This window comes from Haladaptatus sp. HS23, from assembly GCF_056892285.1.
The window spans coordinates 447,962-460,397 of sequence record NZ_JBXGLH010000001.1; the positions used below are offsets into that span (position 1 = coordinate 447,962).

At 61.5% G+C, this 12,436-nt stretch carries 14 protein-coding genes and 1 tRNA gene; 6 read left to right on the forward strand and 9 right to left on the reverse strand.

The genetic code is table 11. From position 1 onward, the window contains the following. Positions 1 to 24: 24 nt before the first annotated feature. Together AC1XDK_RS02425 and AC1XDK_RS02430 are read left to right on the forward strand one after the other, a co-directional pair. Complete coding sequence (locus AC1XDK_RS02425; RefSeq protein WP_231185321.1) at positions 25 to 300, forward strand: winged helix-turn-helix domain-containing protein; 276 nt, start codon at positions 25 to 27, stop codon at positions 298 to 300. Continuing rightward, entirely contained in the window at positions 297 to 584 is a 288-nt protein-coding gene (locus AC1XDK_RS02430; RefSeq protein WP_231185322.1) for a DUF8036 family membrane protein, read from the forward strand. Before AC1XDK_RS02425 ends, AC1XDK_RS02430 begins: the two co-directional genes overlap by 4 nt. A gap of 109 nt (positions 585 to 693) precedes the next feature. Here the strand turns inward: AC1XDK_RS02430 and AC1XDK_RS02435 are convergent, their stop codons facing one another. Then, positions 694 to 3,780, reverse strand: a complete 3,087-nt coding sequence (locus AC1XDK_RS02435; protein ID WP_483348178.1) for an adenosylcobalamin-dependent ribonucleoside-diphosphate reductase — start codon at positions 3,778 to 3,780, stop codon at positions 694 to 696. Positions 3,781 to 4,129: 349 nt separating this feature from the next. On the opposite strand from AC1XDK_RS02435, the gene AC1XDK_RS02440 reads away from it, so the two are divergent. Continuing rightward, positions 4,130 to 4,294: a hypothetical protein gene (locus AC1XDK_RS02440; RefSeq protein ID WP_483348179.1), complete on the forward strand. Its 165-nt coding sequence runs from the start codon at positions 4,130 to 4,132 to the stop codon at positions 4,292 to 4,294. Here AC1XDK_RS02440 and trpG read toward each other — a convergent pair. Genes trpG through trpD form a run of 4 tightly spaced genes read right to left on the reverse strand, consistent with a single transcriptional unit; the run spans position 4,267 to position 8,142 of the window. Further along, entirely contained in the window at positions 4,267 to 4,887 is a 621-nt protein-coding gene (gene trpG / locus AC1XDK_RS02445; protein ID WP_483348180.1) for an anthranilate synthase component II, read from the reverse strand. The two genes, AC1XDK_RS02440 and trpG, sit on opposite strands and share 28 nt — an antisense overlap. Further along, a complete protein-coding gene (gene trpE / locus AC1XDK_RS02450; protein WP_483348181.1) occupies positions 4,884 to 6,506 on the reverse strand; it encodes an anthranilate synthase component I in 1,623 nt (540 codons plus the stop codon). The genes trpG and trpE overlap by 4 nt, the downstream gene beginning before the upstream one ends. Further along, positions 6,503 to 7,141: a phosphoribosylanthranilate isomerase gene (locus AC1XDK_RS02455; protein WP_483348182.1), complete on the reverse strand. Its 639-nt coding sequence runs from the start codon at positions 7,139 to 7,141 to the stop codon at positions 6,503 to 6,505. Before AC1XDK_RS02455 ends, trpE begins: the two co-directional genes overlap by 4 nt. Then, positions 7,138 to 8,142 carry an anthranilate phosphoribosyltransferase gene (trpD, locus tag AC1XDK_RS02460; RefSeq protein ID WP_483348183.1) on the reverse strand — a complete coding sequence of 335 codons (1,005 nt, stop codon included), beginning with the start codon at positions 8,140 to 8,142 and terminating at the stop codon, positions 7,138 to 7,140. Before trpD ends, AC1XDK_RS02455 begins: the two co-directional genes overlap by 4 nt. Before the next feature lie 165 nt (positions 8,143 to 8,307). Between trpD and AC1XDK_RS02465 the strand changes: the two genes are divergently transcribed. Next, positions 8,308 to 8,381, forward strand: a tRNA-Val gene (locus AC1XDK_RS02465). Between the two features lie 419 nt (positions 8,382 to 8,800). Then, positions 8,801 to 9,109 carry a DUF7344 domain-containing protein gene (locus tag AC1XDK_RS02470; protein WP_483348184.1) on the forward strand — a complete coding sequence of 103 codons (309 nt, stop codon included), beginning with the start codon at positions 8,801 to 8,803 and terminating at the stop codon, positions 9,107 to 9,109. A 296-nt stretch (positions 9,110 to 9,405) separates the two neighbouring features. Here the strand turns inward: AC1XDK_RS02470 and AC1XDK_RS02475 are convergent, their stop codons facing one another. From AC1XDK_RS02475 to AC1XDK_RS02490, 4 genes are all read right to left on the reverse strand, one after another. After that, positions 9,406 to 9,588 carry a DUF7987 family protein gene (locus tag AC1XDK_RS02475; protein ID WP_483348185.1) on the reverse strand — a complete coding sequence of 61 codons (183 nt, stop codon included), beginning with the start codon at positions 9,586 to 9,588 and terminating at the stop codon, positions 9,406 to 9,408. A gap of 1 nt (position 9,589) precedes the next feature. Then, complete coding sequence (locus tag AC1XDK_RS02480) at positions 9,590 to 9,769, reverse strand: hypothetical protein (protein ID WP_483348186.1); 180 nt, start codon at positions 9,767 to 9,769, stop codon at positions 9,590 to 9,592. A 230-nt stretch (positions 9,770 to 9,999) separates the two neighbouring features. Then, a complete protein-coding gene (locus tag AC1XDK_RS02485) occupies positions 10,000 to 10,668 on the reverse strand; it encodes a DUF7344 domain-containing protein (RefSeq protein ID WP_483348187.1) in 669 nt (222 codons plus the stop codon). A gap of 174 nt (positions 10,669 to 10,842) precedes the next feature. After that, positions 10,843 to 11,145, reverse strand: a complete 303-nt coding sequence (locus tag AC1XDK_RS02490; protein WP_483348188.1) for a lycopene cyclase domain-containing protein — start codon at positions 11,143 to 11,145, stop codon at positions 10,843 to 10,845. A gap of 94 nt (positions 11,146 to 11,239) precedes the next feature. Here AC1XDK_RS02490 and AC1XDK_RS02495 point away from each other — a divergent pair, with 94 nt between their 5' ends. Then, positions 11,240 to 12,382: a CBS domain-containing protein gene (locus AC1XDK_RS02495; RefSeq protein WP_483348189.1), complete on the forward strand. Its 1,143-nt coding sequence runs from the start codon at positions 11,240 to 11,242 to the stop codon at positions 12,380 to 12,382. The last annotated feature ends 54 nt before the right edge of the window (positions 12,383 to 12,436 follow it).

Below are 12,436 nucleotides of genomic sequence, written 5' to 3' on the forward strand. Positions count from 1 at the left end.
GACTCCCAACCAAGTGACCGTTCGATGGACAAGGCGCTCTGGTACCTACTCACGGCGACACGCGGCGGTGAGAACCGCGCACGCATCATTCGCGCCCTCTCGGAGCGCCCACGGAACGCGAATCAGCTGGCGGAATCGCTCGGTGTGGAGTACAAGACGGTTCGGCACCACCTCGACATGCTCGTGGACCACGGCGTCGTCGAACCCGGAGACAACGCGTACGGAAAGCTCTACTTTCTCACCGACCGGTTCGAACACCATCGGGACGCGTTCGAGGAGATAATGGAACAGATAGAATGAATTCGATACAAATCGCAAGCGGACTGGCGGTCGTAAACATCCTCCTACTGGCAGTGTTGGTCGCCGTGTGGGTACGAAGTTATCTGAAGTTCCGAACCTCGCTCGTGCTCGGCCTGCTGGCCTTCGCCCTCGTGATGCTCGCCGAAAACGCCGTCGCCATCTACTACTTCTTCGGGATGAAGATGTTCTATTCCGGCGACCCGGCGGTCCAACAGGCGGTGTTGGTTCTCCGCGCGCTCCAACTCGTCGCGCTCGTGTTCCTGACGTGGGTGACGGTGAAGTAGCGGGAAACGGGAATAACGGGAAACGGAAGGGAAGACGAGCGGAAAAGCGGAAAACGGAAGACAGAGGGGCGAAAAAGCGGAAAGACGGATTATCTTCTACGGAAGCTATTTACGAGCACTCGCTCCAGCCACAGGACTCACATGTCTTGCAGCCTTCCGAGAAGTACAGCGAGAGGGACCCGCACTCGGGACATTCCGGGCTTTCACCCGCGTCGATGAGCGACTGCGAGGCGTCCTTTTGGGTCTCGGTCTCCACCGCACCGCCGTCGGGTTCGGTTTCGTCCGCCGTCTCTTCGAGCGTCTTCTGTTGCGGGTAGGAGGCCTTCTCGATTTCGCCGTCGAGGTAGCGCCGCATCGCGACGCCGATGGCGTCCGGGATGGAGTTTATCTGTTCGCCCTTGTCCCACGCGACTTTCGGACTGCGGATGCCCTGCAGGTCGGAGGCGATTTCGTTCGGGTCCACGCCGCTGCGGAGCGCGTAGCTGATGACCTTCGCCAACGCTTCCGTGAAGGAGTTGGTGAAGCCGCCGGAGTTGCCGATAGTGGCGAACAACTCGAACGGTTCGCCGTTCTCGTCCTCGTTGATGTTGATGTACATCTTACCGTAGCCGGTGTCCACACGCTGGGTCACGCCGTGGAGGACGTCCGGCCGCGGACGCTCTTGGGCGTACGCGCCGCCCGTAACACCCTCGTTTAGCAGGTCGTCGAGTTCGGTGCCGAGCGCGGCCCGAACGTCCTCGTTCTCGATGAAGCCTTCGACGCCGCCGAAGACCTCCTCTATCTGTGTCACGATGGTTTCGGCCGCTTCCTTCTCGTCGGCGAACTCGGCGTTGTCGGCGCGCGTGGTGAGCACCTGCTTCGAGCGCGTGCCATCGCGGTAGACCGTGACGCCCTTGCCGCCGTGGTCGTAGATGTAGCGGTACACCTCGTCCATGTCCTCCTTGCTGGCGGAGTTCGGGAAGTTACAAGTCTTCGAGATGGCCGAGTCCACGCCCTGCTGACAGGCACACTGCACCGCGGCGTGTTGCTTGCCGGTCAGGTCGCCCGTCACGACGAACAGTTCGCCGATGGCGTCCGGGACGGTTTCCAGCCCTTCGACGCCGGAGAACTGATTGTTGGCCATCTGCGTCTGCGCCTCCTCTTTCACCGCGTCCACGTCGATGTCGTTCGCCTCCAGCGTGCGGAGGAAGTAGTCGTCGAACTCGACGAGCATCTCGTCGCCCTGCACGTCGTCGGAGACGTTCTTGTAGTAGGCGACGTTGTAAATCGGCTCACAGCCGCCCGTGGTGTTGCCGACCATCGAGGTGGTGCCCGTCGGCGCGATGGTGGTTGTGTTGTGGTTGCGGACCGCGAAGCCGTCTTTCCACTTCTCGGCGTCGAGGCCGGTTTGGCCTTCGAACCAGTCGGCGTACTCGGTCGGGTTCGCGTACTTCGAGTCCTCCCAATCGTTGAACGAGCCGCGCGCTTCCGCGAGTTCGTGGGACGCCCACTTGGACTCGTGGTTGATGTGGGTCATCAACTGCTTGGCAATCTCGTTGCCCTCTTCGCTGCCGTACCGGACGCCGAGTTGAATGTACAACTGGGCCAGACCCATGACGCCGAGTCCTATCTTCCGCATGTCCCGGACCTTCTGTTCTATCTTCTCGACCGGGAAGTCGGACATCGTGACGACGTTCTCCAAGAAGCGGGTGCCGTACTCGATGCGGTGGTCGAACTCGTCCCAGTCGATTCCCTCGCGGAGGAAGGCGTCGACGGCTTCCGAGAGCGACCCGTAGTCGTCGCCGTTGTTCTCGTACCAGACGCGCCAGTCGGGCGCGTCGAGGTCGGCGAGCGTCGAGAGGTTGATGTGGCCGAGGTTACAGGCCTCGTACTCCTCGAGGGGTTGTTCGCCGCACGGGTTCGTCGCCAGAATCCGGTGGTCGGGGTGTTTCTCGACGTCGAAGGAGTGTTCCTTGTTCACCCGTTCGAGATAGATGATTCCGGGTTCGCCGTTCTCCCAGGCACCGTCGACGATGCGGTCCCAGAGGACGGTTGCGGGGATGGAGAGCACCTCGCCCGGCGTGACGTAGTCGCCGAGGCCGAACATGTCGTACATCTCCTCGGTGTGTTCGGTGGCGACGTGTGGTTCTTCGGTGCGGGGGTTGGTGAAGACGAACTCCTCGTCGTTGTACAGCGCGTCCATGAAGTCGTCCGTGACACCGACCGAGATGTTGAAGTTCGAGAGGTGGCCCTCGGCGGCGTTCCGGAGGTGTTTCGGGACGCGGCCGTTGTCGTCGATGAGTTCGCGGGCTTCTTCTAACGCCTCCTTGAACGACGTGTGCGTGTAGTCGTCGGGGTCGTTCAGGCGGAGCGTGTTCGCGAGGCTCACGTCCTTGTTCTTCGAGTGGATGAACTGGATGACGTCCGGGTGCGAGACGCGCATGACGCCCATCTGTGCGCCGCGCCGGGCACCGCCCTGCGCGATGGTCTCGCACATCTGGTCGTAGGTGCGCATGAACGTTATGGGACCGGACGCGATGCCGCCCGTCGAACCCACCGCGTCACCGTACGGTCGGAGTCGCCAGAAGGCATAGCCCATGCCGCCGCCGGACTGGAACACTTCGGCGGCTTCCTTGGCCGTCTGGTGGATGTTCGTGATGTCGTCGTCGGGTGAGTCGACGAAACACGCCGAAAGCTGTTGCAGTTCGTCGCCCGCGTTCATCAGCGTCGGCGAGTTGGGGACGAACGAGAGCTGTCCCATCAGGTCGTCGAACTCGTCCCGGACGGACTCCACGTGTTCGCGGATGTCGTCGGGAAGTTCGGGAACGACCGTCTCGTAGGCGAACTTGTTGACGTTGTAGACGGAAAGCGTCGTCTCCACGTCGTCCTCGGCGGTGGTTCCCTTCCCGAACACTTCCGCCGCGAGTTCGTCGCGCCGTGGGTGGCCGGGTTTCAACTGTTCCGGCGTGACGGTGAGCGAGACGCCTTGCTTTTCGGCCTCGTAGACTGCCTCCGCGAGCGCGATGTTCTTCGCAACGCGCGGGAACAGGTCGTCCTGTGACTCGACGAGGTTGCCGTCCGCATCCTTCCGGAGATACCGGGCCGGAAGGATGTTGTTGTAGGCGTTGCCCGTCATCCGGTCTTCGAGGGTGTCGCCCTCGGTTCGCTTCACCGGGAGGGTTACGTCGTCGGCGTCCGCCTCGTGCGCGCCGCTCATGTGCGCGCCACCACCGTTCGTTCGCTACTCTGCACGTCGATTTGCTCTTGATTTCGCACGTAGACCCGTTTCATTTGTGACGAAGAATGCATTCGACCCATCCCCAATTAAGTTTACTTTCTTTATTCCAAGTGTAGTTTAATAGTGATGCCTCTGTGACTTTCCTTGCGCCTATCTCTGAGTAAGGTACGGAGGACTATAAGAGTGTTCAGACCGGAGCGAAAGTGACCGGAAATCCGATATTTCTTACGGTAATGGGAGATTACTCCCATTCCTTCGCGCGTTTTTCGTCCGCACGAAAACCGACACTATCGATACGTTTACCAATCAGTAGGGGCTCATTTCTCGCATGCTACCCCTCGCCATCGAACCCGTCGGAATCGTGGCGGCCGTCGTCGCCGTCGTCCTGCTCGTCGTGGCCATCCGTTTCGCCATCAGCATTCTCTTTCGCATCGCCATCGTCGGCGTCCTCGTCGTCGCCGCGCTCTACGGCGCGGGCGTGCTGACGATATAGGGCGCGAGGAAGTTCGCAATCAACTCCCGCCCGCACGCCGTGAGAACGCTCTCGGGGTGGAACTGCACGCACTCGATGGGGTAGTCTCGATGGCGGATACCCATCACGAGGTCCGTCCCGTCGTGGGTCGTCGTCGCGCTCACCTCGAACGGGTCGGGAACGCTCGTCGTGACGAGCGAGTGATACCGTCCGGCCTGAAAGTCCTGCTCGATTCCCTCGAAAACCCCTTTTCCGTCGTGGTCGACCGGGAACGCCTTCCCGTGGACCGGTTCCAGCGCACGCCCGATTTCGCCGCCGTACTCGTGAATCGCGGCTTCCAACCCGAGACAGACGCCGAGCGTCGGTATTTCGGGCGAGAGTTCGCGGAGCACGGCGACCGTGATGCCGACGTCGCGCTCGTTCGCCGGGTGTCCCGGACCCGGACTGATGACGATGGCGTCGGGGTCGAAGTCTCGGATATCGTCCAGCGACGCCGTGTTCTTCACGACGGTCGTTTCGAACTCCTCGCCGCTCGCCCGGAGCGCGTCCTCGGTGTACTCCACGAGGTTGTAAGTGAACGAGTCGTAGTTGTCCACGAACAGCACGCGAATCATTTGGGCACCTCCGCGAGTTCCGTCTCCGGCGGTCGTTCGAGGGCCTCAAGCGCGGCGAGGACGCCGCCCATCTTCTGTTCCGTCTCCTCGAACTCGGCGGTGGGGTCGCTGTCGGCGACGATTCCCGCCCCCGCCTGCACCGTTATTTCGTCCGTCGCTCCGTGCGAGATGGTCGCCGTCCTGATGGCGATGGCGAAGTCGGCGTCGCCCGTCCACGAGACGTAGCCGATGCCGCCGCCGTATACGCCCCGAGGCGTCCGTTCGAGGTCGTCGATTATCTCCATCGCTCGGATTTTGGGCGCGCCGGTCAACGTCCCCGCCGGGAACGACGCTCGAACCGCGTCGAACGCGTCGCAGTCCGTCGCCAACGTCCCCGTCACGGTACTCTCGATGTGCTGAACGTGGCTGTATTTGATGACGTTCATGAACTCCTCGACGCTCACGCTCCCCGACTGGGCGACCCGGCGCACGTCGTTTCGGGCCAAATCCACGAGCATAGCGTGTTCCGCCCGCTCCTTTTCGTCGGCGAGGAGTTCGCCCGCGAGGCGGCGGTCCTCCATCGGACTGCCGCCGCGGGAGCACGTCCCGGCGATGGGATTCGAGACTATTTCTCCGTCCTGCACCGACACTAACGTCTCGGGGCTCGCGCCGACGATGCTCAAATCGCCGTGGCCGAGGAGGTACATGTACGGCGAGGGGTTCACGTCCCTAAGTGCCGCGTACAGCGCCCGCGGGTCGATTCCCGCCTCGACGGTTCGCTTGCGCGAGATGACGCCTTGGTAGATGTCGCCTGCCGCGACGTGTTCGTTCGCTCGCTCCACAGCCGCCTCGTACTCGGCTTGCGGCCCCGCCGTTCCGTCCGTCGGGTCGTATTCGCCGAACGACGGTGGGTCCGCCGATTCGAGCACGTCCGCAACCCGCTCACGTTCCGCGACCAACTCGTCGTAGCGTTCGTCGATGTCGTCGTCCGGCGAGACGAACGGCGTGAACACGAGCGATAGCGTCTCCTCCGCGTGGTCGAAGACGAGCGTCTTGGTGCTCAGGACGAACTGCGCGTCGGGCAGGTCGGTTTGGGGGCGTTCGACGCCCTGTTCGTCCAACCAGAGGTCGTAGACGGCGTTGTAGGCGAGAAATCCCACCAGTCCTCCACAGAACCCTTCGCCGTTGGGGAACCCGCGACGTGGCACGTCAGGGAGCGTCTCGCGGAGCGCATCGAGGACGTCGCCGTCAGACTCGTCGTTCATCCGCTCGGTCCCCCAGTCGTCGTCCAACGTCGTCAGGTGGGTTTCGTCCGGGTCGATGGAAACGACGGCGACGGGGTCGTAGCCGACGAAGGAGTACCGCGCTCGCCTGTCGTGGTCGGTTCCGGAGCCGCCTCGTCCGGCGTCGAACGCGCCGTAGGGGTCGCTGGAGGCGACTTTGTCCGCGCTTTCGAGGAGGTAATCGTACTCGCCGCCGCCGAGCGCCGAGTACGCGGTCAGCGGGTCGACGGCCACGTCGAGTTCGGCGGCGACGTGGAGGATAGCACCCTCGTCGCCGTCGCCGCCGCCGCTGCCACCGACTCCGTCGCTGTCGCCGTTGCTCCCGTTCGCAAGTGCATCGAACTCCTTCCGGTTCATTGGTGAATGGGTTCCTCTTGACGTCGTTTCGCGTTCGTGACGAAGGATTCGACGGCGGCGTGGTCCTTTCGTCCGCCGTTAGATTCGACGCCGCTCGCGACGTCCACGGCGAACGGTTCGACCGTTCGAACCGCGTCCGCGACGTTCTCCGGCGTCAAGCCGCCCGCGAGGACGATGGGCGAGGAGAGCGATTCGGTGAGTTCCCGTGCGCGGTCCCAATCGTGCGTCTCGCCGGTGCCGCCCGTTTCCGCGGCATCGAGCAACAGCGCGTCGGCCACGCTGTCGTATCGCTCGGGGCGGTCGGTCGCCGCGTCGATGGCACAGACCACGTCTGCATCGGCGTTCGCCGTGAGGTACGCGAGGTCGCCGACGCTCGTCCCGTGAACTTGGACGGCGTCCGGTTCGACGAGTCGAACGATTTCGACGGTTCGCTCCGTCGTCTCGGGCATCGTCACGAGGACCGTCGAAACGAACGGCGGGATTTCGCGGGCCAGTTCTGCGGCGCGGGTTGCACTGATTTCGCGCGGCGAATCGACCGGCACGTCCACCAGCAGGCCGATGGCGTCCGCACCTGCGTCGATGGCGGCTTCGAGGTCCTCCTCGTTCGTCAGGCCGCAGATTTTCACCCGCGTCATGCCGAGAGCGCCCCCGTCATGGCGGCCAGTTGCTCGCCGGCGCTTCCCGAGTCGATGGCGTTCCGAGCCTGTTCGACGCCGTCGACGAGCGAATCGGCTTGTCCGGAGACGTAAATCGCCGCCCCGGCGTTCGCCAGTACGATGTCCCGCTTCGCGCCATCGACGGTTCCTTCGACGATTCCGCGGAGGTCCGCCGCGTTTTCGGACGGCGAACCGCCCGCGACGGCGGACACGTCGTGTTCCCCGACGCCGAGGTCCGCGGGCGAGAGCGTGTACTCCTCGATGGTTCCGTTTTCGACTTCCGCGACCGTCGTTTCGTCGTGGACCGCGATTTCGTCCATGCCGGACCCGTGGACGACGAGCGCGTGGGAGACGTCCATGTGCGAGAGCGCGCGGGCCAAAACAGGCACGAGGTCGGGGTCGTAGACGCCGACGACCTGCGCGTCCGCCCCCGCGGGGTTCGTCAGCGGGCCGAGGACGTTGAAGACGGTCCGCATGCCGAGTTCCTTCCGCGGGCCGATGACGGCCTTCATGGCGGGGTGGAACACGGGCGCGAGCATGAAGCCGATTCCCTGCTCCTCGATGGCGCGCTCGACTGCTGGCGGTTCGGAGTCCACGACGACGCCGACTTCGTCAAGCACGTCGGCGCTTCCCGAGGAGGAAGAGACCGAGTAGTTGCCGTGTTTCGCCACCGGGACGTCCGCGCCGCTGGCGACGATGGCCGAGGTAGTGGAGACGTTGATGGTGTTGTAGTCGTCGCCGCCGGTTCCGCAGGTGTCCACGAGCGGCGTTCGGTCGGGCGAAATCGTCCGTGCCGCCGCGCGCATTCCCTGCGCGAAGCCGGCGATTTCGGCCTCCGTCTCACCCTTGGCGCGCAGGCCGGTGAGGAGCGCGCCGATTTGGGCCTCCGTGGCCCCGTCGAAGACGGCGGACGCCGCCTCCCGTGCTTGCGATATCGTGAGGTCCTGCCCGTCGGTGACGAGTTCGATGTAATCCTGCATAGTGGAACACCAATGAACGTGTTTGGGTTGTAATGAACACATACGTACATCACCATAAAGGTGTCGTCGGAACGGGTGTGTGTGAAATCGACAGACAGAACCGCGTTTCGAAACATTCAATTACCCTTGCGGGTAACTGATGAATGCGTTCAGACGAAGCCGACTGGGTTTGTGGTCTAGTTGGTTATGACACCTCCTTGACATGGAGGAGGCCGGCAGTTCAAATCTGCCCAAACCCATACTTTTCCGCGTTGCCACCTGACGAGCGAAGCGAGTCGCGGTTGCGCGGAAAGTCTTCAGTGGCAGTTTGAAATAGACGAGACGGAAGCCCGCGAAACGGAAACGAAGTGGAGCGAGCAGGAACGTCTCGGCGTGGCTCAAATCTATCCGAATCCGCTCGAAACAGAAGAAAATCGAGAGCGGGCACGCTTTACTTCGATATGGTAGTGTGATGTGCAAGCCGAAACTTTACCCTGATTCACCCGTTTTTCTACAGCCATAGAATAGCACATGTCACAGTACGTCCGTTCCCCGATGACGTAGGGGACGCTCAAACCGATACGCCGGTTAAACCGACGTTCCTCGTTTTGCTTCGCGTGGCCGATGCGTGGTATTTGTTGAAAAACTCATGTGTTCTGAAATCAAGAGAAACCAAACAATGAAACAGACGACTACCCAGAAGACGCGGCAAAACGCGACTCTCGATCAGATATTCGATGCACTCTCTCACCAAAACCGGCGTCGAATACTTTCGAAACTCGCGACGGACAGTCCGCGTGACGAACGTGAATTCGAGGGAAAGAACGAGGAACTGGAACGGTCCCTCGTCAGGAATACCCACGTTCACCTCCCCAAACTAGACGACGCCGGATTCGTCGACTGGAATCGAGAGGACAGCACTGTCACACGTGGCCTGCGTTTCGAAGAAATTCTAGCCGTCCTTGAAACGGTCGAAGACCACGAATAGCGGTCGTCCAAAGAGTGATTGTAACTCCAAAGCGACGAGTTCCCTATTCTGGTTAGAGACGTGTCGAGACGGGAGGATTCGAGGTAAATACCCCGTTCGTTGGGTGAGAACCGTCCTCCGTAGTTCCCGACCGAGACGGTGGTCGAACCACCGAAACACCCTATCTCAGCATCCGAAGACCGCACGGCCACAGGTGCATGTACCGGGGTCTGTGACCGCTATCGTCGTAATCGGGTCGTCACAGTACGAACAGTCGTCGATGAGCGTTCGCTGTGCGGTTCTCTTTCGTGTTCCGCCTACCCCTCGGTGTAGCCGAGATACAACTGCGGGACGATGACGGCCACGAGAACCATGGCGACGCCGGCGACCCAGAGTGGAACGCTGAACCAGTAGTCGTTGACCACCCGGAGCGCCCCCAACGTCACCGGGAGGGCGACGAGGATGGCGAACAGGATGACTTTGTTTTCGTGCGAAACCATGTTAGCTCGGGACCGTGGCTCCCTGTCGAACGCTTCGTTCGTGAACCTCGTGCATCAGGCCGCCACCGATGGCACCGAACACGATGGGGTAGACGGCACCGACGAGGAACGTCGGGACTCCGAGCGCTCCCTTCAGGCGGGCGGGATAGCGCACCGCGTCGTCTTTGATCAGGGACGGCATGGGGTGAATTTTTTCACGGGTATCCGTATCTGCTTTGTGGAAAGGATACTGTCCCTGAAACATCGGCTCCGCCGGTCCTACGGCGAGGCTACCACTCGTAACGAGGGTTTCAGAGAATCGTTGTGACTCGATATTGTGATTCGACGCGTCGATTCGAGACGTCAACAGTCGCCTATCGAAACCGGAAAAGCGACCGCTGGTGGGCGGAGCGGAAGTGAAAACCGATCGTCTTATTCGGTCACGATTTCCGGTGCCTGTTCGCCGGTCGACGGCGTACGTCGTGCGTCGTAGGTGTGCGCTACGGCGACGAGGGTGAACGCGACGACGACGAGGAGAGCGAGTCCGATGTCACCGATTCCGGCGAGCGGAGGTACTTCGAGCCATGCCGCAGTAAGGAGCGCAAATCCGACGCCCGCGATTGCGAGGTACCGTTTACACCACGAGATGTCGTCCCGCGTGTCCGTTTCGAGATATGGGTCGAGTTGTTCTGCCGCCGTGGCGAGTTCCACGATACCCCTGTTTTGGTTATAATCCACGATTCCTGCGTCGTCGAGTTTCGGGAGGTGGGACTGGTAAAGAGCGGTATAGACCCGTTTCCGTTCGGCCGCCGAAATCGCGCCGACGGTGGTGTCGTTCTCCCACGCGGCAACCTGCTCCGCAAGGTCGCTCAACTGGACGGTTCCCTCCGCCTGTTTCAGGTAGTGAAGGGCGTACCGTCGCCGCTGATTTTTTAGTACGTCGAAGACCATATCGCGCGAGAGCGGCGTCGCACGTTCGTCGTGCGAGCGATTGGAGTCGAGGATATCCGAGACCTGCTTGGCAACCGTCGAATCCGAGTCGTCTGTTTCGTTATCAATATCGTTGTCACCTGCGCCGGAGGAGTCACCGATTGTGCTCATTACTACGCCACCCCGTGTTCGTAACCCAACATGGATTCAAACATTACCGGGTTTGTTCTTTGTTATTCACCATTTACCAGCCGTAAACGGGTGGTTACAAACGGTGGAAAAAAACTCAAACCTCGCTGCCGTCTGGTGGTAATGGGCAGTTACCGGCCTATTTTTCGGGTTATCTCAGCGGCGATGCAGGTTCTCGTGAATCCCCAACACGAGGGCCGGAACGACGACTATGAAGATGTGTTCTTCGAGAGGGATACCGACCAGTTCGATGCCCGTTCGAAGTGGAATGGCGAACACGCCGATCGTAAGGGTGTACCAGTCCCAGACGTAGGCCAACGGATACAGAACGAGGATGGTTTTCCCGGCGCGCGGGAGGGCATCCGCTCGAACGAGCAGCCAAAGGGCGAACGCTCCGAACACCAGTTCGCTGACAATATACGTGTATGGACCGAAGGCCGCGCCGATGTCAGGGAGCACGTTCGATGGTACGACGTGCGCCACAAAAAACCCAGCCGAAATGCCCATCCCGCGACAAAGTTCAAGACGAATGGACGCGTCATTCAAAACGCCGATGGATATCTCTGACATTGCGACCACCGATTACTTCGAAATCGAAGCGGAAGAGCGACTGGGTAAGGCCCGCTCGATGTTCGAAGAGGAGAACCCGAAAGGGATCGTGGTCACCGAAGCGGGCACGTACAGCGGTGTCATCACCCAGAAACAACTCCTCCAATCGCATATCGAGGACAAAACGAAGGTGGCGACGCTGACGAAACCCGCGCCGAAGGTGAACCGCACCGACGACGTGCGCGACGTTGCCCGTGCACTCGTCGAGGGCGGGTCCAAGGTCGCACCCGTCTTCGAGGACGGCCAACTCTGGGGCATCATCGACGAGGACACGATTCTCGAAAGCGTCCTCGAAAACCTCGACGCGCTCACCGTCCAGCAGATTTACACCGAAAATCCCGTCACGATTTCGGAGGATGAGACGCTCGGCCGCGTCATCAATCTCATGCGCGAACACAGCATCTCCCGACTCCCCGTCGTGAACGAAAACGGCTTCCTGACCGGGATGGTCACGACCCACGACATCGTGGATTTCGTCACCCGGAGCATGGACAAGCCGACGCGGGGCGAGCGGATGGGCGACAGCGACCGAATGCTCGACCTGCCGGTCTACGACGTGATGAACAGTCCCGTCGAGACCATCTCGCTCGGCGACAGCGTGCAGGACGCGGTTGAACGCATGTTCGAAAAGGACTACGCCGGACTGGCCGTGACGTCCGAGGACGATGACCGCGTGGTCGGCGGCGTCCTCACGAAGACCGACGTGCTTCGTGCGCTCACCTACACCGAGGAGGACCACATGGACGTACAGATTACGAACATCGACCTCCTCGACACCATCTCCCGACAGGCGATCCGAGAGAGCGTCGAGGAGATCACGGACAAGTATCAGGACATGCAGGTGCGCCACGCGCACGTGCGCTTCCACGAACACAAGGAGAAACTCCGTGGAACGCCGCTCATCCAGTGTAAAATCCGCCTCCGCACCAACCGCGGTCAGGTCGCCGGGTCCGGCGAGGGCTACGGTGCCGAACAGGCGTTCAACGTCGCCCGCGACGTGTTGGAACGCAACGTCCTCGAACTGAAGGGCGTCCAGAGCGACCGCGAGTACGAGGGTCAACTGCTCCGAAAACTCAACGAACTGTAGCCGAAAACGACGAGGCGACTCGTAACCGGGGAGTCGCCCCGTCCTCTCGTCGAC